The following is a 20,527-nucleotide window of genomic DNA, read 5'->3' as shown; positions in this document are numbered from 1 at the left end:
CGGATTGCCCCCTAAACCTAGCACATGGCGACCCCGATATTTAGTCGCGGCCTGCAATCACGTCTGCATAAAGGGCCGCATCCACGTTGCCGCCCGTCACGACCACGCCCACACGGCTCCCGCGCATCGCGTCAGGCAGTCCGCGCACTGCCGCTGCCAGCGCTGCTGCGCCGCCTGGCTCGGCCACAATCTTGAGATAGCGGAACGCCTGCCGCATCGCGGCGCGAACGTCCGCGTCGCTCACAGCCAGTCCGCCTGCCAGCAAGCGCTTGCCAATCGCAAAGGTCAGGTTACCCGGCTGCGGCGTCACGATCGCATCGCAGAAAGTGCGCATGCCCGGCGCATTGGATACGATCTCGCCAGCCGCCAGTGACTTCGCCCAGTCCTCATGGGTCTCCGGCTCGGCCGTCCAGATCTTCGTGCCCGCCGACAGGCCCTCAAAGGCCAGCGCGACACCGCTGATCAGCCCGCCGCCACCAGCGCAGCATATGAGATGGTCCAGCGGCTTACCCATGGCCGCCGCCTGCCGCGCAAATTCCAGCCCCAGCGTGCCCTGCCCGGCAATCACGTTGAAATCATCAAAAGCCGGCACGACAATCGCCCCGCCCCGCGCCGCCGCAATATCGCGCGCAATCGCCTCGCGGTCTTCACTGTTGCGATCATAGAGATGCACTTCGCCGCCATCGGCCAGCACGCCATCGACTTTCACCTGCGGCGCATCGGATGGCATCACGATCAGCGCCGGCATGCCCAGCAGGCGCGCAGCCCGCGCAACGCCCTGCGCGTGATTGCCGGAAGAGAACGCGACAACGCCCGCCTTGCGACCTGCCGCGTCAATCTGCGACAGCCGGTTCATCGCGCCGCGTATCTTGAAACTGCCCGTCACCTGCAGGCACTCGGCCTTCACCAGCAGCTCAGCTCCCGCCGCCGCATCAATTGCTGCATGGGTGAGGATTGGCGTTTCACGCACGACGCCTGCAATCCGCTTTTCAGCAGCCAGAACATCATCGAAAGTCGGGAGGGAAAGGGTCTCTGTCATGCGCCAAGCCCTTAGACCTGCACGCAATCCAATTCAAACCGCATTCGCCGGGATGCGATCAAAAATACGTAACGAATGGCAATATCGCGTGCCGTGTCCCGCCAACGGACACGGAACGGTCCGAGAAGGGGCATGGAATGGACAGGCTGGCGGTATGAACGGTCTTACGGCGGCACCCGAAGCGCCGCCCTGGCAAAAAGACTAGAGCCCTGCAGCCATCTTCTTGACCAGCTCGCGTGCGCCCTCAGCCGTTTCCGGATTGTCGAGCGCATAGGCAAGAACAGCCTCGAAATAGCCGAGCTTCGAACCGCAATCATACTCGCGGCCTTCAAACTCATAGGCGTAATAGGCTTGGCTTTCCATCTGCCGCGCCATGGCATCCGTCAGCTGGATCTCGCCGCCCGCACCAGCGGCCTGGTCAGCCAAAAGGCCAAAGATTTCAGGCTGCAAGATGTAGCGTCCGGTAATTTTCAGGTTCGACGGCGCAGATTCCATCGGCGGCTTTTCAACCATGCCCGACATCTTGATCAGACGGCCATCCCGCGATTCCGGCGCGATCACGCCGTAGGACGACACACGCTCCATCGGCACAGGGTCGACCGCCACGATATTGCCGCCCACCTCGTCATAGGCCTTCACCATCTGCGCAAGGCACGACGGCTTTCCCTTGACGATCACATCCGGCAGCAAAACCGCGAACGGCTCATTGCCAATGATATCACGCGCACACCAGATCGCGTGGCCAAGGCCCAGCGGCGACTGCTGGCGCACGAAGCTTGCCGTGCCAGCCGGCATCACGGTCTGCTGGACCTGCTCCAGGATCGCCGTCTTGTTCTTTTTCTTGAGCGACTCTTCCAGCTCATACGAGATGTCGAAATAGTCCTCGATGGCGCCCTTGTTGCGCCCCGTCACGAAGACGATGTGCTCGATGCCCGCTTCAAGCGCCTCATCGACAACATACTGGATCGCCGGCCGGTCAACGACGGGCAGCATCTCCTTGGGGATGGTTTTCGTGGCGGGCAGAACCCGTGTACCAAAGCCCGCAACCGGGAGAACTGCTTTCCTGACGCGCATTGGCGGCTCCTGTTAAGTATCGAGTTGGGAAGACCTATCGCCCATTATGGACACCAAGGCCAGCTTGGGGTGCCTAGACGAGCGCGGCGAAAATGACGATTCCGGCGACGCAGGTGGACAACAGCGCCACCAGCACGGTCGCCAGAATGCGGCGCCCGGAGACATGATAGGATGTGTTCAGGCTCGCGGCGATGCGCGCCTGGAGCGCATGCGCAGGCGAAGCCACATGACGAAGCGCGCCGTGGCTTTCGACAGCCTTTACAGGGCTCTCGGCAGACGCCTGTTCGGCTTCAGCGTGCGGCAGTGGCTTTTCAACGGGCTTGGCAGCCATGGGGCTCTCCGGTGGATTGGTTACCGGCTTATGGCAGACAGGCCCTAAGTTTTGCCTAACGCAGCGTATCGAAATGGTTAGGCCTTTATTGACCCTGACCGCCGCGCCTCAGAGCGGCATCAGCAGATGCCCGCCATCAACCACAATCGTTGATCCGGTCATGAAACTGCCCGCATCCGACGAGAGCAGCAGCAGCGCCCCGCTTAGCTCGGCATATTCGCCGAACCGGCGCATCGGCACCCGCTTGCGCATCGCGTCGCCGGCATCGGAGTCGAGATACTCATCATTTATCTCGGTCTTGAAATAGCCCGGCGAGATCGCGTTCACCCTCACGCCGAAGCGCGCCATTTCGACGGCCATCTGGCGGGTCATGTGATCCACCCCGGCCTTCGACACGCAATAGGCCGTGGTCATCATCTGCGGCTGGTGCGCCGTGATCGAAGCAATATTCACGATTGATCCCTTGGCCCCGGCCGCGACCATGGCATTCGCGCCATGCTTGGCCACCCGCCACACGCCCGTGAGATTCGTGTCGATGACGGCGTTCCAGTCTTCCTCCGCCATGTCGCGGAACCAGCCTTCGCGCGACATGCCCGAATTGTTGATGATCACGTCACACGGGCGGCCCAGCGTTTCGCCGATCGTCGCAAACGCGTCGCTGACGCTCTTGTCGCTGGTCACGTCCATCGCGACCGTCATGGCCTTGCCGCCACGTGACCCGATCTCGGCAGCCACTTCTTCAAGACGGTCCATCCGCCGCGCGGCCAGCACGACGTGCGCGCCCGCATCTGCCAGCACACCTGCAAAGTGGCGGCCCAACCCGCTCGATGCGCCGGTGACCAACGCCGTCCGATTAGCCAAACTAAACATACCCATGCCCCATATCTCCAAATTTGGTGTTGCGTGAGGCAATAAATTGCCCCTATCTCCCTCACATGAAAATATCAGTGCTGAGGGAGCGACGCTCCGGTGAGACCCGTGTGGCCGCAACACCGGAGACCGTCAAGAAGTTGGTTGGTCTGGGACATTCCGTAACCGTTGAGTCGGGTGCGGGAACGGTCGCGGGCTTTATGGATGATGCCTACAAGGCCGAAGGTGCGCGGATCGGCAGTGATGCCGCTGAAACCGCCAAGGGTGCCGATGTGGTGTTCAAGGTACGTGTGCCGGAAGTTGCCGAAGTGGCAGCCCTTCCGGACGGCGTTGCCCTGATCACACTCATGGACCCGTTCGCCATTGAGCCCGGCCTGCTGGACGCGCTCAACGCCAAAAAAATCGCAGCCCTGTCGATGGAATTCACCCCGCGCATATCCCGCGCGCAGTCCATGGACGCCCTCTCTTCTCAATCCAACCTCGCAGGCTACCGCGCCGTCATCGAAGGCGCGCAAATCTATGGCCGCGCCATGCCAATGATGATGACCGCCGCTGGCACGATTGCGCCGGCCAAGGTCTTCATCATGGGCGTCGGCGTTGCCGGCCTTCAGGCTATCGCAACGGCCCGTCGTCTGGGGGCGGTCGTTACGGCAACGGACGTTCGCCCCGCCGCCAAGGAACAGGTCGCCTCGCTCGGCGCCAAGTTCATCGCGGTCGAGGATGAAGAGTTCAAGGCCGCCGAAACCGCTGGCGGTTACGCCAAGCAGATGTCGCCGGAATACCAGGCCAAGCAGGCCGAACTCACCGCCAGCCACATCACCAAGCAGGATATCGTCATCACGACGGCCCTGATTCCCGGCCGCGCAGCGCCTGTCCTCGTCACCGAGGCCATGGTGAAGACAATGAAGCCCGGCTCGGTGATCGTCGATATGGCCGTGTCCCAGGGCGGCAACTGCCCGCTGTCGAAATCCGACGAGATCGTCGATGTCGGCGGCGTGAAGCTCGCCGGCTTCTCAAACCTCCCTGCCCGCCTGCCCGCCGATGCGAGTTCGCTCTTCGCCAAGAACCTGCTGGCCTTCCTGCCACTCGTGACAGCCGAAACCGGCGCGCTCAACCTCGATACCGATGACGAAATCGTCACCGCCATGCTGCTTACGCGCAATGGCGAAACCGTGAATGACAGGGTGAAATCATGAAACGCCTCAGCAGCCTCGCCGCCTCGGCGTTCCTCCTCGCTGCGCCTGCCTTTGCAGACGCCGGCGGCGTAAACCCAACCATCTTCCTCGCCGCCATTTTCGTGCTGGCCTGCTTCATCGGCTATTATGTCGTGTGGAGCGTTACGCCAGCCCTGCACACGCCGCTGATGGCCGTGACCAATGCCATCTCGTCCGTGATCATCGTCGGCGCGCTTGTCGCCGCTGCCGCTGCCGGCCTCACCGCCGACAACTGGATCGCCAAGATCCTCGGCGGCGTCGCCGTGATGCTCGCCAGCGTCAACATCTTCGGCGGCTTCCTCGTCACCCAACGCATGCTCGCCATGTATAAAAAGAAGGGGGAGTAATCTGATGGATAGTTTCCACTCCACCCTCGCGCCCGCCCTGTATCTTGTTGCAGGCGTACTCTTCATCCTGGCCCTGCGCGGCCTGTCCTCCCCGGCCACCAGCCGCAAGGGCAACCGCAACGGCATGATCGGCATGGCCATCGCCGTCGGCACGACCATTGCCCTCCTCTGGAACCAGCTTGATCTCGCCACATGGGGCATCATCCTCGGCGCTGTCGCCATCGGTGGCACCGTAGGCGCCGTCATCGCCAAGCGCATCGCCATGACCGCGATGCCGCAACTCGTCGCCGCCTTCCACAGCCTCGTCGGCCTCGCCGCCGTGCTGGTCGCCGGCGCTGCGCTCTACGCCCCGCTCGGTTTCGGCATTGCAGATGCGGAAGGCATCCACGTGGCTTCGCTGATCGAGCTTTCGCTCGGTTCGGCCATCGGCGCGCTGACCTTCACCGGCTCGCTGATCGCCTTCGCCAAGCTCAATGGCAACATGGGCGGCGCGCCAATCATGCTGCCCGGTCGCCATGTGCTGAACATCGCGCTGGCTGCAGGCATCGTTATCCTTGTCGGCGTCCTGATGGCCAGCCACGGGCACGCTCACTGGGCCTTCCTTGCGCTCACCGCGCTCGCGCTGATCCTCGGCATCACGCTGATCATCCCGATTGGCGGCGCCGACATGCCCGTCGTCGTTTCGATGCTGAACTCCTATTCGGGCTGGGCCGCTGCGGCGCTTGGCTTCACGCTCGGCAACTTCGCCCTCATCATCACCGGCGCGCTCGTCGGCTCGTCGGGTGCGATCCTGTCCTACATCATGTGTAAGGGCATGAACCGCAGCTTCATCTCGGTCATCCTCGGCGGCTTCGGCGGCGACGATGCAGCCGCTGGTGGCGGCGGTGTTCAGGTCGACCGTCCGTTCAAGCGCGGCTCGGCGGAAGATGCGGCCTTCATCATGAAGAACGCCTCGAAGGTCATTATCGTGCCCGGCTACGGCATGGCCGTGGCCCAGGCCCAGCACGCCCTGAAAGAGATGTGCGACAAGCTCAAGGAGGAAGGCGTCGAGATCAAATATGCCATCCACCCTGTTGCAGGTCGTATGCCCGGCCATATGAACGTGCTCCTCGCCGAGGCGCAGGTGCCCTATGACGAGGTCTTCGAACTCGAAGACATCAACTCCGACTTCCGCAATTCCGAAGTCGCCTTCGTCATCGGCGCCAATGACGTGACCAACCCGGCCGCCAAAACCGACAAGACATCGCCGATCTACGGCATGCCTGTCCTCGATGTGGAAAATGCCGGTACGGTCCTCTTCATCAAGCGCTCGATGGGCTCCGGTTATGCCGGTATCGAGAACGAGCTCTTCTTCCGCGACAACACGATGATGCTGCTCGCTGACGCCAAGAAGATGGTCGAGGATATCGTCAAGAACCTCTAGGCGCCAAGAGCGGCCCGGAGCGCCTCAGTCGCGTCCGTATCCAGCACGCAATCATCCGGACGGCCCGCCGCTTCAAGCGCGCGGGCCGTTTCCTTTACGGGTGCCCCGTTCACCACCAGGCCCGGCGCAATCTCCGCCAGAGGCATCAGCACGAACAGGCGTTCATTGATGCGCGCATGCGGCAGGGTCAGCACGTCGCTCTCGAGCGTCACACCGTCCATGGTCAGAATGTCGATATCAATCTCGCGCGGCCCCCAGCGCTCACGCTCCACACGTCCGAGATCACGTTCAATGCCCTTCACCGCCGCCAGCAGGTCGAGGGGGGCCAGATCGGTCTCGATCAAGACGCAGAGGTTCAGGAAGCCGCCCTGGTCGACCTTGCCCCAGGGCTTTGTCCGGTAAACGGACGAGGAATGGACTCCGAAGCACCCGGGAATGGACTCAATAGCCCTCAAAGCGGTCACAAGATGGTCCACACGGTCACCCATGTTGGACCCAAGTCCCAGCGCAACCTCAGCCATCGCGGCTGCGCGTCACGGACACACCGACATGGTCGACAGCATACTTGATCGGCGCCGACGGCTTACGCACCGTGATCGTAACCGTCTGAACAAGCTCGAATTTTTGCAGAATGGCCTCAGCCAGCTTGTGCGCCAATGTCTCAATCAGGTTAAACACCGTCGCCGCCGACACCTCAGTCGCCAGGTCACACAGCTCACCATAGTGAACCGTATCGCTCATCTGGTCCGCCGCATCAGCCGGCCGCGCCACAGCGCAGTCAATATCGACCATAAAGCGCTGTCCGAGCGACTTTTCCGCCGCCATTACGCCATGGTGGCCATGGATATGGAGGTTCGAAACGAAAATCCGGTCTGTCATCCTGCCTCGTCTATCGCCTTCAGCATCTTCAGGGCGTCCGCGTGTTCACGTACATCGTGTACCCGCAGGATCGTGGCGCCTCTCTGGACGCTGGCGAGCCCAGCGGCAAGCGTGCCGATCAGCCGGTCCTGCACCTCGCGATCCAGAAGGCGGCCAATGAAAGACTTGCGCGATACGCCCACCAGAACCGGCACGCCGAAATCCATCAGCACGTCGAGACGCGCCAACACGTCAAAGTTCTGCTGCCACGTCTTACCGAAGCCGACGCCCGGATCGAGAATCACATGCTCACGCGGAATGCCCGCCGCTGCCACCATGGCAAAGGCATTCGCGAAGAAATCGCGCATGTCGTCGGCAATGTTGATGTCGGGCTGTATGTCGCCGCGATTGTAGGTAACCACCACAGCGCTTTCGGTTTCGGCCACGGCCTGCGCCATGCCCGCATCCCGCGTCATGCCCCAGACATCATTGATGATAACAGCGCCAGCGGCAGCCGCTGCGCGGGCAACCTCGGCCTTGGAGGTGTCGATGGAGACAATCCGGGATGAACTGGCGCACAAGCCGGGAATGACCGAGAGAACCCGTTCAATCTCGTCTTCAGCACTCACCTCGGCGGCGCCGGGACGGGTGGACTCGCCCCCAACATCAATGATGTCAGCGCCATCAGCATCCAGCGCCTCGACTTGCGCCATGGCTGCACGGGGATTCAGGAACTGGCCGCCATCCGAAAAGGAATCAGGCGTGACGTTCAGAATGCCCATTAGCAGCACCTGATCTTTGGCGCGCGCTAGAACATCGTCTCGCAAGCGGGCCCGCCTCGTCAGGTTTCCGTTCATAGGCTTTATCTCCCGCGACTCCTGCAGGTGCATATAGCCTTACAGGTCACGCGAGCAAACGGCCCTATTGCTTGGTTTCAACGCCGGGATCGTTCTGCGAATAAGCATCCTCCAGCAGTTCACCATCCGGAGCAGGCTTCAAAGCGCCAGGCGTGGCGTTGCGGCTGCCCTTGTCGGCGTTGAGGGTCTTAGGCGTGTTCGGCATGCGATCGTCTCTTGGGCTCAACACGTCGCTTCGCTGGGCATCTATATGCTGGCTGTCATCACCTTCGGGACGAGGCTGGCCGTCGTCACGAAGCACGCCATGGTCGCCGCCGAGATCTGTGGCCTCGCCGCGACGAAAGCCTGATTCGGCGGTCTCGTCCTTGCGGCCGGGCGTTTCGCCATAGCCACGCTGCTCGCTCAGGTCCTGTTCGCGCTGCGGGTCTTTGTCGGCTGTTTCCTGGGTCATATGGGTCTCCTTCATGTCTGAAGAACCAATGGCTGAGACCAGCGCACGTTCCGCTTAAGCGGCATACCCGCCCATCCCGTAAGGGATGTGAGGCGATACATGGCTTCAAACCAAGTATCCGGCGGAGTCTGATGTGGGAATTTTTGGCGCAAATCGGCGGCGTTTTCCGACGCCGCGTCCCGCTCTTTCATCGGCGTATTCTGTTTGAAAGAGGGGGGATGGTGTGCCCAGCAGGGTTCGAACCTGCGACCTACTGATTAAAAGTCAGTTGCTCTACCAGCTGAGCTATGGGCACGCCGAAGGCGCCATTTAGGCAACGGCGCCTTCCGGGTCAACCGCTACCTGCACAGGATGGCTTGATGTCGCCATATTTTTCACTTCACCCTCGCCTCATGAGCACTAAAATCGCCTATCTGGCCCTATCATTGGGCCTCGCCGCCTGCGCGAGTAATCCGCAATCCAGCCAACCGGTGGAGAATGCCGCCAACCCTTCCCTGCGTGCAGATGTCAGCACCGCTGCCAACAGCGCCATCACGCAGACCCGCAAAGGCTTGCCGGACGCCGCCCTGTCGCCGCTCGAAGACCTGAACCTGCGCCGGGAAGAGATTCCACAGGTTCTGGATGGCGTTGAGAGCCCATACCAGCTGTCGCCGACCATGACATGCGAGGATGTCGAGGCCCGCCTCGCCAAGCTCGACAGGGTTTTGGGGCCCGACTGGGACACGCCCAGCCCCGACGACCGGCTGAAAACAGAAATCCTGGCTGATTCGGCGGCCGAGGCGACGCTCAATGCGTTAGCGTCCGAAGCGCGCGGGTTCATCCCGTTTCGCGGCCTTATCCGCAAGGCAACCGGCGCCGAAAGCCACGAGAAGAAGTATAACCGTGCCTTCAAGATCGGCGCTCAGCAGCGGGCGTACCTGAAGGGATATGGGCTCGCGAAGGGCTGCCCGCCCCCTGCCCGGCCGGACTTCATGGTTCAGGCGGTGCCGGACAACAGCATACAGTTCCGGGGCGATACACCGCAGCTGCAGCCCCTGCCCGCGCCTAAGCCTCAGGCTCAGCCTTCGGAGACGACTTTGTCCCGGCCCACCGCACCGCCAATTCAGAGCGAAGGGCTTCAAACCGTCCCTCCAGAATACTGAGGCGGATCTCGGCCATCAGGGACTGGAAGAAAGCCGTATTGTGCCAGCTGAGGAGCATGGGCCCGAGATATTCCCCGGCCTTGAATAGGTGGTGGTAATAGGCCCGCGAATAGTCGCGACTGGCCGGGCAATCGACGCCCTCGTCGAGTGGTGACAGGTCTTCGGCGAATTGCGCGTTCTTGACGTTGACCGGTCCGGCCCATGTCCAGGCCTGCCCATGACGACCTGAGCGGGTCGGCAGCACGCAATCGAACATGTCGATGCCTCGCGCCACACTCTCAACGAGGTCGATGGGCTTGCCCACTCCCATCACATAGCGTGGCAGGTGGCCCGGCAGGTGTGGCACGGTCATGTCAATCGTCGCGCACATCTGTTCGTGGCCTTCGCCCACAGCGAGGCCGCCCAGCGCGATACCGCCAAAGCCCTGCGCCACGACGCCCTTGGCGGACTGCTCACGCAGGTCAGCGAAGTTGGAGCCCTGGATGATGCCGAACAGGGTCTGGCTGTCGCGGTCACCGAAAGCATCCAGCGAACGCTGCCCCCAGTCGAGCGACAGGGTCAGGCTGCGCTCGGCTTCCTTATGGGTGCACGGGAAGTTGGTGCACTCGTCCAGCTGCATGGAAATGTCGGCGCCCAGCAGGTCGGCCTGTATCTCGATGCTGCGCGCAGGCGTCAGGCGGTGCGTGGAGCCGTCAATATGGCTCTGGAAGGTCACGCCATCGGCGTCCATCTTGCGCAGCTGGGCGAGGCTCCAGACCTGGAAACCGCCGCTGTCGGTCAGCATGGGGCCCTTCCAGCCGGAAAAGGCATGCAAGCCGCCAAGGCGCTTCACGCGTTCGGCGCCGGGACGCAGCATGAGATGATAGGTGTTCCCAAGGATGATATCGGCGCCTGCCGACTTCACCTGGTCCATATAGAGCGCCTTGACCGTGCCCGCCGTGCCCACGGGCATGAAGGCCGGCGTGCGGATTTCGCCGCGCGGCGTGGTCAGTGTACCGGTGCGGGCTGCGCCCTCGGTGGCTTTGATCTGGAAGGGAAATGTGGCCATGGGCGAGGCCTATAAGGGTTGCAGCCATTCCTGCCTAGGGTTCCGATGCGTCACGACTTGTCGCCGCGACATGCGGGGCGCATGCTTAAAGAAAACGAGGGACGGAAATGAAAGATCTGGCTGGCAAGACGGCATTCGTAACAGGCGCAGCATCAGGCATTGGGCTCGGCATCGCCACAGCGCTCGCTCAGGCGGGCGTCAAAGTGATGATGTGCGATATTGAGAAGGACCCGCTCGACACCGCGATCAGTAACCTGAAACAGACCAATGCGGATGTCGCCGGCGTGGTCGCCGATGTCTCGCTGAAGGATCAGTTACAGGCGGCTGCCGATGAAACGATCAAGCGCTTCGGTAAGGTCCATATCCTGGTCAACAATGCCGGTGTCGGCGGCGCAGGCGGCTATGGCCAGTGGAACGATGCGGCGTGGGACTGGACCATTGGCGTGAACCTCATGTCCGTAGTCTGGGGTATCGAGATTTTTGGCCCGCTGATCGAATCGCATGGTGAAGGCGGCCAGATTGTTTCAACGGCTTCCATGGCTGGCCTCGTGGCCGCTGTCGCGCCCGCTTACAATGTCACCAAATATGGCGTTGTCGCCCTCTCGGAAGGCCTGCGCCCGGAGCTCGCCCTGCGCGGCATCGGTGTCTCCGTGCTTTGCCCCGGCTTCATCCGCACGAAAATCATGGAATCAGGCCGCAACCTGCCCGGCCGGTATAATGACAAGATCGATATGGAAGCTGCAGCGGCCGAAGCGAACAAATCCGAATTCGCCCAGATGGCGGCCGACCTTATCAACAAGGGTATCGATCCGCTCTATGTTGGCGAACTGGTGCGAGAAGGCATTGAGGAAGATTGGCCGTACATCTTCACTGACAACATGTTCGAGTCAGGTGTGGATGATCGTTTTGCGGCGATCAAAGCAGGCTTTGACAGGATCCGTGACCGGACACCGCGTCACTAGAACTCGATTTCGGCGCCTACGAGTTCCGGCAATTGCAGAACGATCAGGAGGTCGCGCATTTCCTGGCGCGCGGCCACGTGGCTCATCGTGAAGGACACATTCGAGCCCTTCTCGGTGAGGTCCAGCAGGGTGAGGCCTGCCGGGAAGAGCTCCCGGTAGATCACGCGCTCGGAAAGGCCCGGCGCGAGGCGGAAGCCGATGCGCTTGGAGAGATTCTCAAGCGCTTCGCCGACGCGTTCCTTGTTCTTGGCCGCCAGCGGCGACATGCGGTTACGCATCACGATCCAGTCGATCGGACGGCGGCTCGCCTGTGCCTTCTTCTTGCGGCACGACCAGACCATCTCGGAATAGAAGCTCGGCCGGATCACTTCCAACGTCTGCGGGTTCACATCGCCCAAGAGGTCGAAGTCAACAAAGCTGTCATTCAGCGGCGTGATCAGGCTATCGGCGCTGACATGCGCAAGGCGCGACAGGAACGTGTCACCGCCCGGGGCATCGACCAGCACAAAGTCACAGGCCTTCTTGAGGCGTGCGAGGCTGGAGAGGAAACGCTCGGTTTCTTCCGCTTCCGCCTTGTCGAGATCGCGCTCGGTGCTGGCATCGACGCGGATGATTTCCGGCATCGGCAGCTTTGCGCCGGTGGACTGCATCCAGCGCAGGCGGTTTTCGAGATAGCGGGTCAGGGTACGCTGGCGCACGTCGAGGTCAACGATGCCCACCTTCTTGCCCATGCGCATCAGCGCGACGGACAGGTGCATGGAAACGGTCGACTTGCCGGCACCGCCTTTTTCATTACCGACGACAATTACACGCGCGTCGCGTTGCTGCACTGACATGTCCAGGACACCCACCTTACTTACCGGGGCGAATCCATCAGCGGGCATGTTGAGCGACTCCACACGTTCTCAGCGGTTAAAACAAACAAGGTCGAAGCCCTCAGGCGACGCGCGACACGCCTTCACTACCGCGACGTGTCGCAGCTGGCATATACATCGGTGCGTCCTCAAAGAGGTAGGCATCTTCGGTCGGCGCGGGACCATAGCTTGCAGCCATTGGCTCGCCGTCGAAGAGGAATGCGTCACCGACGAGCGCACCGAATGGAGCCTCTTCCGGAATGGCATCATAAACTGGCGCATGCGCCGAAATCTGTGTGAGCAGTGACCGCAATCCGCTGAGGGCGCCGGACACGCGTGACATCTCGCGCGAGAAGACATGCGCATCAGCCGAAACCGGCGTGACGCGACCTTCAAACATCCAGTCGTCAGACATATCTTCAGGTGCAAATGACCTGATCCTCGGCTCTGGCGCCGTGGCTTCAAGTGTTTTGAACCTGCCAGCAGCGACCCGAAGGGCTGCAGAAAGCGCGAAAGACTTAATCGGAGCGAGGATGCGGTGTGTCATGGGTTTAAAAATCCCCCGTTTGGGTTAACAACTCGTTTACTTCATAGCCAGTCGGGGCCTTTTCAAAGTGAATTCGAGTACAGGTAAACCGGTCGCGGTCGTTCGCACGCGCGCCGAGCTAGGACAGCGCATCCGGGCATGGAAACAGGCAGGCGAGACGGTCGGTTTCGTACCCACAATGGGCGCTCTTCATGGGGGGCACCTCTCCCTCGTTGAAAAGGCACGGGAAAAGGCCTCGCGAACCGTCGCCAGCATCTTCGTGAACCCCACCCAATTCGCTCCCGGAGAGGATTTCGACACCTATCCACGCGACTCCGACGCCGATATTTCGAAGCTCGCATCGGTCGGGTGCGACCTCGTTTATTTGCCAACAGTTGAAGAGATGTATCCCGACGGAAACACCACGAACGTGCGCGTTGAAGGCATGTCGGACCTGCTGGATGGCGTCTACAGGCCCCATTTCTTCTATGGTGTGGCCACCGTGGTCGCGCGCCTCTTCCTTCATGTGCAACCAGACGTCGCCGTTTTCGGCGAGAAGGACTACCAACAGCTGCAGATCATTCGCCGCATGGTGCGCGACCTCGGATTTCCTGTGGAAATCATCGGGGGAGAGACCACGCGGGATGCTGACGGCCTCGCCCAGTCATCGCGCAACCTCTACCTGACCGCCGATGAGCGAATCGCGGCGGGCGCCCTGCAGGCCGCTTTGCATCGCGCGTCGGTACGGCTGGCGATCGGGGTGACGCCATCCGTGGCGCTGGACGAAGCGCGCGCCCTCGTGACGGCGGCCGGGTTCCGGAAACTGGACTATATCAGCCTGGTCGATCCGGACACGCTGCTGGACCTGCCGGATGCGCCGCTGGCACCGGGCACGGTCGCGCGGCTGCTGGGCGCGGCGTGGATGGGCAAGACCCGCCTCATCGACAATATCAGTGCGACGCGGTGAAATCCTTCAGCGCGGCCAGCACGGCCTCGTTATCCTCGGCTGAGCCTACGCTGATGCGCAGGCGCGTCGGCAGGCCGTAGCCACCCACAGCGCGCACAAGGATGTCGCGCGCCTTCAGCCATTCATTCGCCGCCGCCGCGCGTTCAGCCGTCCCGAAGTCGGGAATAACGAAGTTCGCGTGCGACTGCGGTGTGGGCAGCCGCATCGCCTTCAGCGCCTCAGTCAGCTTCGCCCGCCAGAGCGTATTGTGCTCGCGGCTCTTGGTCAGGAATTCCGTGTCGCCGATGCTGGCCATGCCAGCCGCCACTGCGAGACCATTCACGTTGAAGGGGCCGCGAATGCGCTGGAAAACCTCTGACACCTGCTGCGGCAGGTAGGCCCAGCCGAGGCGGGCTGCGGCGAGCCCATGGATCTTGGAAAAGGTGCGCATCATCACCGTATTACTGCGCCGGTCGACCAGGTCGCGGATCGCGGCCTCATACTCAGGGCTGACATATTCGGCATAGGCGCCGTCGATCACGAAGAGGACATGCGGCGGCAGGGCGTCCTGCAGGGCCGTCAGCGCCTCGACGGTCATCATCGTGCCCGTCGGGTTGTTGGGGTTCGCAAGGAACAGGATTTTCGTGCGCTCCGACACGCCTCCGAGGATGGCGTTGGCGCCAGCGGTCAGGTCAGTCTCGGGAACCGAAATGCATGTTGCCCCGTGTGACATGGCCGAGACGGCGTACATCGAAAACGCGTGCTCGGTCTGGAGGATCTCGTCGCCGGGCCCGGCATAGCACTGCGTCAGCAAGTGGATAATCTCGTCAGAGCCAGACGAGACCGCAATCCGGTTGGGGTCAGCAATGCCGGTTGCCGCAGCGATGGCCTCGCGCAGCGCACCGTAGCCCGGATCAGGATAGACGTGGACGCTTCCCGCCGCTTCACGCATGGCGTCGATGGCCTTGGGGCTCGGCCCGAAAGGGTTCTCGTTGGAGGCCAGCATGGCCACGCGCCCCTTGGCACCGGCCAGCTTGCCGCCGGGCACATAGGGTTTGATGTTCAGGACATGCGGAAGAGGACGAATATCGGTCATGCCGCGCGGTTACACCAAAGCAGGCCGCCGGGAAATGGCGATCTTTGACGCGCCGGGAATGCAGGAAGGCCGTCCCTTGCGAGACGGCCTTCGTAAGGAACACGATAGATAGCGCCTAGTTGACCGAGCCGTACTCGGCGCCCGCCTCAGTGAAATAGGCCCGCCAGAAGGCTTTCACGTCCGCCAAGGGCAGGTCGTAGATCTGCCGGGGGACGATGCGCGCGACGACCTGGACATGGTCCATGTGCGGCTTGGTCTCGGCCGCCTTGGAGCCAAGATAGGCATCATAGTCCGCGCCGACCTTGTAGAACGAGAAGCCATCGGAATGCTGCATCAGGTCCGACACGACCACGACGCGGCGGTTCTCGGCGCTTGATTGGAAGTCAGCCCGATCGGCAATCGTGTAGAGCGATTCAAACAAAGGCGAGCTTGGCTGGCGCGTGTCCTGAAGGGCCGTTTCGATCTCGGCGATCAGCGGCTTGTAGAAGGTCGACTGCCAGGTCTGCTCGATCATCTTGGGGTTCTGCGTGATCGGGTTGGCATCGGCAACACTGCCCGGCGAGCATTTGACAAAGATGACCTTTGGATCAAACGGGCTTGCCGCATTGGGCGTCATCACCGTCAGTCGGCCATATTTCGGCAGGGCGCGGGCTTCGGTATCGACGAACTCATGCACCCAGTCGAGGTCGTTCGGATTGAACGGATCTGACTGGTCCAGCAGGATGACGGTATGGGCGGGATCCTTGCGGTCCACGCGGCAGGCGGTTTCAGGCATGACGGACGGCGGAATGTTGAACGCCACCAGCGCGAACAGGCCGAATACGCCTGCCAGCATCGCGCCGATCATGCCACGCCAGAACCAGGGTCCTCTTTCGCGTCTTCTAGCCATTGTCTTGCCTCCTGCCGCCCGCTTTAGGCGCGGCGCGCTTCGTCCACGGATACGAAGGCCTTGCCAGCAGATTTGCCTTCACGGACCTTCTCGATTTCTTCGCCCACTTTCTTGTCAATGCTCGACAGTCCTTTCTGGACCTGCTGGATGTGTTGCTCCAGCCATTCGCGGGTCATGTTCAGTGCTTTCAGGTTCTGGTCGATGGCCTTGATCGCATCATTCGCCTGATCACGTTCCTTCGTATAATCGAAGGGCGGCAGTTGCGGCGTGACGATCTCGTCGAAATAGGCCGGGCACGCGGCCTGCTCGCCCAGCTTGTCGCGCAGCTGGTTGCGGGCGCGGCGGTGGGCCTGACGGTAAGCCACTTTCAGCGAACGCTCTTGGTCAGCGGCCTTGGCGGCGATGGCCATGGCAATGTCGCGGCGGGCTTCGAGTTCGTTCAGCGCCTTCTCGATTTCACGCTTGGCAGATACGTGACGCGAGAGCTGTGTCTCAAACCACATGCGGCACTGGGTGAAATAGTCCGACAGGTCGTCGCGCACGTCGTTGCGCACCTGCTGGCGACGCTCATAGGCCTTGCGCTCCTTGCGCCAGACACGGCCATAGCCGGGGTAGCGGTCGGAGATGCGGTCATAGCCTTCGTAGACCGCGAGGCCGAACACGGTGAGGCCCATGAAAAGCAGGCCAAGCGCGATGAAGCTGTGCAGGCCGATAATGTTCGGGAACATGCCGGCGATCACGTCGCCTGGCGCGATATTGAACATCGAGAATTCACCCATCGTGCCAGCAGCGGTCGCAGCAATCAGTCCGGTCTCAACCGCGTCGCGGAAATGCGCGACGAAGAAGTTGAGCAAGATACCGCTGGTTAGGCCTAAAGCCAGAACGACGCCGCCAATAACGCGCATGGCCATGTTGGGATGGTTCAGCGCATAGCGCATGCCGAAGAAGCCGGTGATGACACCCAAGCACACGTTCACGGCGCTGACGGCGAAGGCGATCATCAGGCCGCCAAGAAGACCGGAGGCCTGCGCATCCTTGAAGAGCAGCGCGTTGAAGCCGCCTTCAAGCAGCATGATGAAGACGAGGATCGCGACGGTCTGCTCGACATTCTTTTTAATATCGGGCGTACGGTCGCCGATCTTGTCGCCATGGCGGGCGCGGAACTGCTGGAGTTCCACGATAGCCGCCGAATGGCTCTGCTTGGCATCGCTGACATCATCGAGCTCGTAGTGACGATACTCGTTCTCTTCCGACTTGATCGCCTCGCGCAGCTGATCGGGATAGATGTCGATGGGCGTGCAGTCATGAATGAAGTTACGCACGCTCGCTGCGGTCGTGCTGAGCCAGGTGGTGAGCCCCCGGCGCACGGATTCCGCGCGTTCTGCAATTTGCTGTTCGCGTTCGCTCCACTGGTCCTGCGTAATCGCATCGGACGCAGGGATGGCGTCTGCGGCATCTTTCTTGGCGTCGCGCTTGGTCAGCGCGCGGTTGAAGCCGAGCTCGCCTTCGGCCAGCTTACCCTTCAGGCCAAACTCCGACATGTCAGCTTTCGGGTCGAGCGGCTTGATTTTCGACTGACAGCCGACGTCTGCGCCCCAGCGCACAGTTTTCTTCAGCATTGTATCACCTCTTAACAACGGAAGGCTTGGTATTAACCTTCGCCCACAATGCGCCGGACCCGTAAACTAAGCCCTAAAGCCGCATCATTCTTGCAGATAGGTAATGATGGTTAACGCCAGCCCTGTTCTGTGGGGCCCGTCTGTTAATTTTCCGAAACTATTCAACCGATTGCGTTAACGGCAACGGCCGCAGCATGCCCTTTCGGGGCCGCTGCGGCCGTAAGATTTTGCTAAGGCTTGCTGAACTTTTTACAGCGCCTGCCGGAACAGATTTTACAGAATGCGCGTAGCAGCGCCCTAATTGGCCGATGCAGGCGCCATCACATCGGGAATTTCGGTAAAGGGCTCGATGCCAAAATACGGATAGATTTCGGTTGGGAAGTAAATAGTCCCATCCTTGGATACGAGTTTGATCGTCTTGATCGCCTTCAGGTCTTCGACCGGGTTGCCGGGAACAAGAAAGAAGTCCGCTTTCTTACCGGGCGTGATTGAACCAACCTCATCGCCGAGCTTCACATAGTCGGCCGCTTCCTGGGTTGCCCGCGCCAGGATTTCGGCCGGGGTGAAGCCGACATTCTGATAGAGCTCCAATTCACGGTGCAGGGTAAAGGCCCCGCCCATGTCGGTGCCCATCAGGATGAAGATGCCGCGATCCTTCATGCGCTTCAGCGTGCCGGTGATCTGGTCGAAGGCGCCGGCATAGGCTGCATCGTCTTCCGGCGTTTCAATATTGGACCAGGCCGCGCGGGCATCGCGCTGCTCGCCGACGGGCATATGATCGATATAGTCCACCACGCCAGCCTGCAGTTCGCCGTTGCGGGAGAGAAGCAGCGCTTCGTGAATCTCATAGGTCGGGTCGATGGCAACATTATTCTCGACCATAAGGTCGAGCGTGTGCTGGACCTGCGGGCTGTCCAAGTTGACCTTTGGCAGGCGCTGCAGGGCTGTGAGGCGCAGGAGGGTGCGCGTGTCTTCGGTGGGCTCAAGCACCCAGCCGAGCATGACCTGGTTGATATGGGTCATCTCGTCATAACCGGCTTCGATCATGGTATTGGCATTGGTGAAGGCCGGGACGTGGCCGGTGACACCGAGGCCGCGCTTGCGGGCTTCAGCGACCATGGCAGGCACCCAGTCCGGGTTGATCGAGTTGTAGATCTTGATCTGGAAATAGTCGCCCTGGTCAGCATACCAGTCGACGGCGGCGACGGCTTCTTCCTTGCTGGAGACGAGCATGCCGTTATTGGAGTTGAACGGGCTCTTGCCCTCAATGAAACCGTTCTTGACGATGCGCGGGCCGGCGAGCGTTCCGTCGTCGATCTTGCCAATCAGTTCGGCCAGTTTCGCATTGTCATTGCCCATGTCGCGGATCAGCGTGACACCGGCGGCGATGTTGAGCAGCGCATCGTCCTGGCCAACATGGCCGTGCATGTCTGTGAGGCCGGGGATCAGGGTTCCGCCATTGCCATCTATAACGGTCTCGTCGGGATGGCTGACATTGGCCGCTTCGATCGCCTTGATCGTGGTGCCTTCGACGAGGACGGAGACCGGGCCGGTCAGCGCCTTCTTCACCGGATCGAAGATGCGCACGTCGGCGATGCGGACGGGCGTGCCGTAATTATGGGCGGTCCTGGTCTGGATCGTCTCATAGCGCTCCGAAGCAAGGCGCGTGGCAAGATTGGTGAGCTGGGCCTCGGCGCCTTCATAGCCTTTGCGGATGACGAGGAAGCGCGGGCTGATGACGGCGAAGAAGGCGTCATCAGCGTCCATCAGGAAATAAGTCGGGTCTAGACTTTCGCCGGTCAGAGCATAGGCCGTGGTGCCGATGGGCTCGGGACCGCCTTCGACGGTGACGTCTTCGAGGGCCTCAAGGTGGAGGGCGCCTGCCGGATAGGCGGCGAGAGTCTGGTCATCATCGGCCATGAGCGCATGGGCGTAGACTGCGAGCGCATAGGGCGAGGCATTCTGGGCGATGTAGATTTTCGCTTCGTCAGCGTCGGCCATGCCCGGGCCCGTCGTATCGACCCAGCGGGCGGTGCCGTCATCAAGGGCGAAGGTTTCGGTGACCTTATTGCCGAACGTGGTGTTGCCATCGACGGTCCAGCTGACGGGTAATCCGTCCTCGCCCAGGAGAATGGTTTCGGCCATGGTCGGCCCGCGGCCATTGTTTCGGTATTCATAGTCGACCTTGATGCCGGGGCCTGTGGTCACGGCGGTCATCTCGCCGATATCGGCGCCGAAGAGGCGGACCGTATAGGCCTCGGTCACCGGCTCCGGAGCCTCAGGCGCTTCGGCCTCGACGATGGTTGCGGGCGCGACTTCCGCCTCGTGAGCACAGCCGCCGAGAAAGAAGGCGCCGCCCAGCGCCATAAGTGTGAGCCGGTTGATCATCGCGTTTCCTCTGCCGTACCGCGCGCCCTTGCGGCGCTTTCAGCGGATTAGGTGGCACAGATGATCAGAGGAATCCAGATTATGGGCAAATGTTTGCGACGCCCGTGAGGGCGCTTGGAGGTGAAGTTTGGGTTTTCAGGATGGTGTTCGCGGTCAGGTGTCCGGCAACGGCAGCAAGCAAGCCCGTGCCCCCGGCGCAGGCAGGGGCGCGGGCGTGCGACTGGCCGGGATTCGCCGCCCCTGCCTGCGCAGGGGACACGGGCTGATTGTTTCGGCAGCCAGAGCAAGTCTCAGGCGAGGCGAAACCGGTGCCCGAAAACTGCCCGAACGATGCCCGGACAGGTCGTCAGATGCACGAATGAGGACGGCGTGACCTGTTTTGCTGAGACCCCAGAACATTTGCGAGCCCGGGCCGCCATTGACCTGGAACCAGTCCATCAGGCGCTGAATCCGGAAATAGACCACCGGCCAGATCAGTACGAGGTACCAAGGCAAGCCCTGCATGGGGCGGAAGAGGCTGTAGTCCGGCATCGTCGCCATTATACGTCAGCCGGAAGGGGGTGGTGATCGTGTCCCGCGGCGTGGTGTAGCTG

The 20,527-nt window shown here is 61.6% G+C and carries 22 protein-coding genes and 1 tRNA gene; 6 read left to right on the top strand and 17 right to left on the bottom strand.

The genetic code is table 11. The annotated features are described in order from the left end of the window. Positions 1–40: 40 nt before the first annotated feature. From HOC_RS17185 to HOC_RS17170, 4 genes are all read right to left on the bottom strand, one after another. Positions 41–1,039 (bottom strand): threonine ammonia-lyase, encoded by a 999-nt coding sequence (locus tag HOC_RS17185; protein WP_035540856.1) that lies wholly within the window; start codon positions 1,037–1,039, stop codon positions 41–43. Positions 1,040–1,240: 201 nt separating this feature from the next. Further along, positions 1,241–2,113, bottom strand: a complete 873-nt coding sequence (gene galU / locus HOC_RS17180) for a UTP--glucose-1-phosphate uridylyltransferase GalU (protein ID WP_035540855.1) — start codon at positions 2,111–2,113, stop codon at positions 1,241–1,243. Between the two features lie 73 nt (positions 2,114–2,186). After that, on the bottom strand, positions 2,187–2,444 hold the full coding sequence (locus tag HOC_RS17175) for a hypothetical protein (RefSeq protein WP_035540852.1): 258 nt from the start codon (positions 2,442–2,444) through the stop codon (positions 2,187–2,189). 108 nt (positions 2,445–2,552) lie between these two features. Continuing rightward, positions 2,553–3,320 (bottom strand): SDR family NAD(P)-dependent oxidoreductase, encoded by a 768-nt coding sequence (locus HOC_RS17170; RefSeq protein ID WP_035540850.1) that lies wholly within the window; start codon positions 3,318–3,320, stop codon positions 2,553–2,555. Between the two features lie 59 nt (positions 3,321–3,379). Here HOC_RS17170 and HOC_RS17165 point away from each other — a divergent pair, with 59 nt between their 5' ends. The 3 genes from HOC_RS17165 to HOC_RS17155 are packed head-to-tail and all read left to right on the top strand — an operon-like array spanning position 3,380 to position 6,298. Next, a complete protein-coding gene (locus tag HOC_RS17165) occupies positions 3,380–4,510 on the top strand; it encodes a Re/Si-specific NAD(P)(+) transhydrogenase subunit alpha (RefSeq protein ID WP_035540848.1) in 1,131 nt (376 codons plus the stop codon). Further along, complete coding sequence (locus HOC_RS17160) at positions 4,507–4,875, top strand: proton-translocating transhydrogenase family protein (protein WP_081812052.1); 369 nt, start codon at positions 4,507–4,509, stop codon at positions 4,873–4,875. Before HOC_RS17165 ends, HOC_RS17160 begins: the two co-directional genes overlap by 4 nt. A gap of 4 nt (positions 4,876–4,879) precedes the next feature. Then, on the top strand, positions 4,880–6,298 hold the full coding sequence (locus HOC_RS17155) for an NAD(P)(+) transhydrogenase (Re/Si-specific) subunit beta (RefSeq protein ID WP_035540846.1): 1,419 nt from the start codon (positions 4,880–4,882) through the stop codon (positions 6,296–6,298). Here HOC_RS17155 and folK read toward each other — a convergent pair. The 5 genes from folK to HOC_RS17130 all read right to left on the bottom strand — a co-directional run bounded on the left by folK (position 6,295) and on the right by HOC_RS17130 (position 8,759). Beyond that, positions 6,295–6,819, bottom strand: coding sequence for a 2-amino-4-hydroxy-6-hydroxymethyldihydropteridine diphosphokinase (gene folK, locus HOC_RS17150; RefSeq protein WP_084146422.1), 525 nt, complete (start codon positions 6,817–6,819; stop codon positions 6,295–6,297). The two genes, HOC_RS17155 and folK, sit on opposite strands and share 4 nt — an antisense overlap. Then, on the bottom strand, positions 6,812–7,177 hold the full coding sequence (gene folB, locus HOC_RS17145; RefSeq protein WP_034737574.1) for a dihydroneopterin aldolase: 366 nt from the start codon (positions 7,175–7,177) through the stop codon (positions 6,812–6,814). Before folB ends, folK begins: the two co-directional genes overlap by 8 nt. Next, entirely contained in the window at positions 7,174–7,938 is a 765-nt protein-coding gene (gene folP / locus HOC_RS17140; RefSeq protein WP_051625038.1) for a dihydropteroate synthase, read from the bottom strand. The genes folB and folP overlap by 4 nt, the downstream gene beginning before the upstream one ends. Before the next feature lie 139 nt (positions 7,939–8,077). Beyond that, on the bottom strand, positions 8,078–8,464 hold the full coding sequence (locus HOC_RS17135; RefSeq protein WP_035540842.1) for a hypothetical protein: 387 nt from the start codon (positions 8,462–8,464) through the stop codon (positions 8,078–8,080). A gap of 219 nt (positions 8,465–8,683) precedes the next feature. Then, a tRNA-Lys gene (locus HOC_RS17130) sits at positions 8,684–8,759 on the bottom strand. Positions 8,760–8,856: 97 nt separating this feature from the next. Between HOC_RS17130 and HOC_RS22220 the strand changes: the two genes are divergently transcribed. Next, a complete protein-coding gene (locus HOC_RS22220; protein ID WP_156950525.1) occupies positions 8,857–9,606 on the top strand; it encodes a hypothetical protein in 750 nt (249 codons plus the stop codon). On the opposite strand, the gene tgt is transcribed toward HOC_RS22220, so the two are convergent. Beyond that, entirely contained in the window at positions 9,509–10,654 is a 1,146-nt protein-coding gene (tgt, locus tag HOC_RS17125; protein WP_035540840.1) for a tRNA guanosine(34) transglycosylase Tgt, read from the bottom strand. The genes HOC_RS22220 and tgt overlap by 98 nt on opposite strands. Before the next feature lie 107 nt (positions 10,655–10,761). Between tgt and HOC_RS17120 the strand changes: the two genes are divergently transcribed. Beyond that, entirely contained in the window at positions 10,762–11,616 is an 855-nt protein-coding gene (locus HOC_RS17120; RefSeq protein ID WP_035540838.1) for an SDR family NAD(P)-dependent oxidoreductase, read from the top strand. Here HOC_RS17120 and HOC_RS17115 read toward each other — a convergent pair. Both HOC_RS17115 and HOC_RS17110 read right to left on the bottom strand, forming a co-directional pair. Further along, positions 11,613–12,452, bottom strand: a complete 840-nt coding sequence (locus HOC_RS17115; RefSeq protein WP_051614835.1) for a division plane positioning ATPase MipZ — start codon at positions 12,450–12,452, stop codon at positions 11,613–11,615. The genes HOC_RS17120 and HOC_RS17115 overlap by 4 nt on opposite strands. A 100-nt stretch (positions 12,453–12,552) precedes the next feature. Continuing rightward, complete coding sequence (locus HOC_RS17110; RefSeq protein WP_035540836.1) at positions 12,553–13,017, bottom strand: hypothetical protein; 465 nt, start codon at positions 13,015–13,017, stop codon at positions 12,553–12,555. 67 nt (positions 13,018–13,084) lie between these two features. On the opposite strand from HOC_RS17110, the gene panC reads away from it, so the two are divergent. After that, positions 13,085–13,963, top strand: a complete 879-nt coding sequence (panC, locus tag HOC_RS17105) for a pantoate--beta-alanine ligase (RefSeq protein WP_035540835.1) — start codon at positions 13,085–13,087, stop codon at positions 13,961–13,963. On the opposite strand, the gene hisC is transcribed toward panC, so the two are convergent. The 5 genes from hisC to HOC_RS17080 form a co-directional block, all read right to left on the bottom strand. After that, a complete protein-coding gene (hisC, locus tag HOC_RS17100) occupies positions 13,947–15,038 on the bottom strand; it encodes a histidinol-phosphate transaminase (protein ID WP_035540834.1) in 1,092 nt (363 codons plus the stop codon). The genes panC and hisC overlap by 17 nt on opposite strands. Before the next feature lie 115 nt (positions 15,039–15,153). After that, the gene (locus tag HOC_RS17095; RefSeq protein ID WP_156950524.1) at positions 15,154–15,927 is read right to left on the bottom strand and encodes a hypothetical protein; all 774 of its coding nucleotides are present in this window, start codon (positions 15,925–15,927) and stop codon (positions 15,154–15,156) included. Between the two features lie 23 nt (positions 15,928–15,950). After that, positions 15,951–17,546, bottom strand: coding sequence for a cation:proton antiporter (locus HOC_RS17090; protein WP_035540830.1), 1,596 nt, complete (start codon positions 17,544–17,546; stop codon positions 15,951–15,953). 297 nt (positions 17,547–17,843) lie between these two features. Then, complete coding sequence (locus HOC_RS17085) at positions 17,844–19,934, bottom strand: amidohydrolase family protein (RefSeq protein WP_035540828.1); 2,091 nt, start codon at positions 19,932–19,934, stop codon at positions 17,844–17,846. A 153-nt stretch (positions 19,935–20,087) separates the two neighbouring features. Then, a complete protein-coding gene (locus tag HOC_RS17080) occupies positions 20,088–20,474 on the bottom strand; it encodes a hypothetical protein (RefSeq protein ID WP_035540826.1) in 387 nt (128 codons plus the stop codon). Positions 20,475–20,527 lie beyond the last annotated feature (53 nt).

Origin of the sequence: Hyphomonas oceanitis SCH89 (assembly GCF_000685295.1) — a bacterium.
Classification (GTDB): Bacteria; Pseudomonadota; Alphaproteobacteria; order Caulobacterales; family Hyphomonadaceae; genus Hyphomonas; species Hyphomonas oceanitis.
The sequence above is the reverse complement of the archived record's forward strand: the minus strand, read 5'-3'. Positions and strand labels throughout refer to the sequence as shown.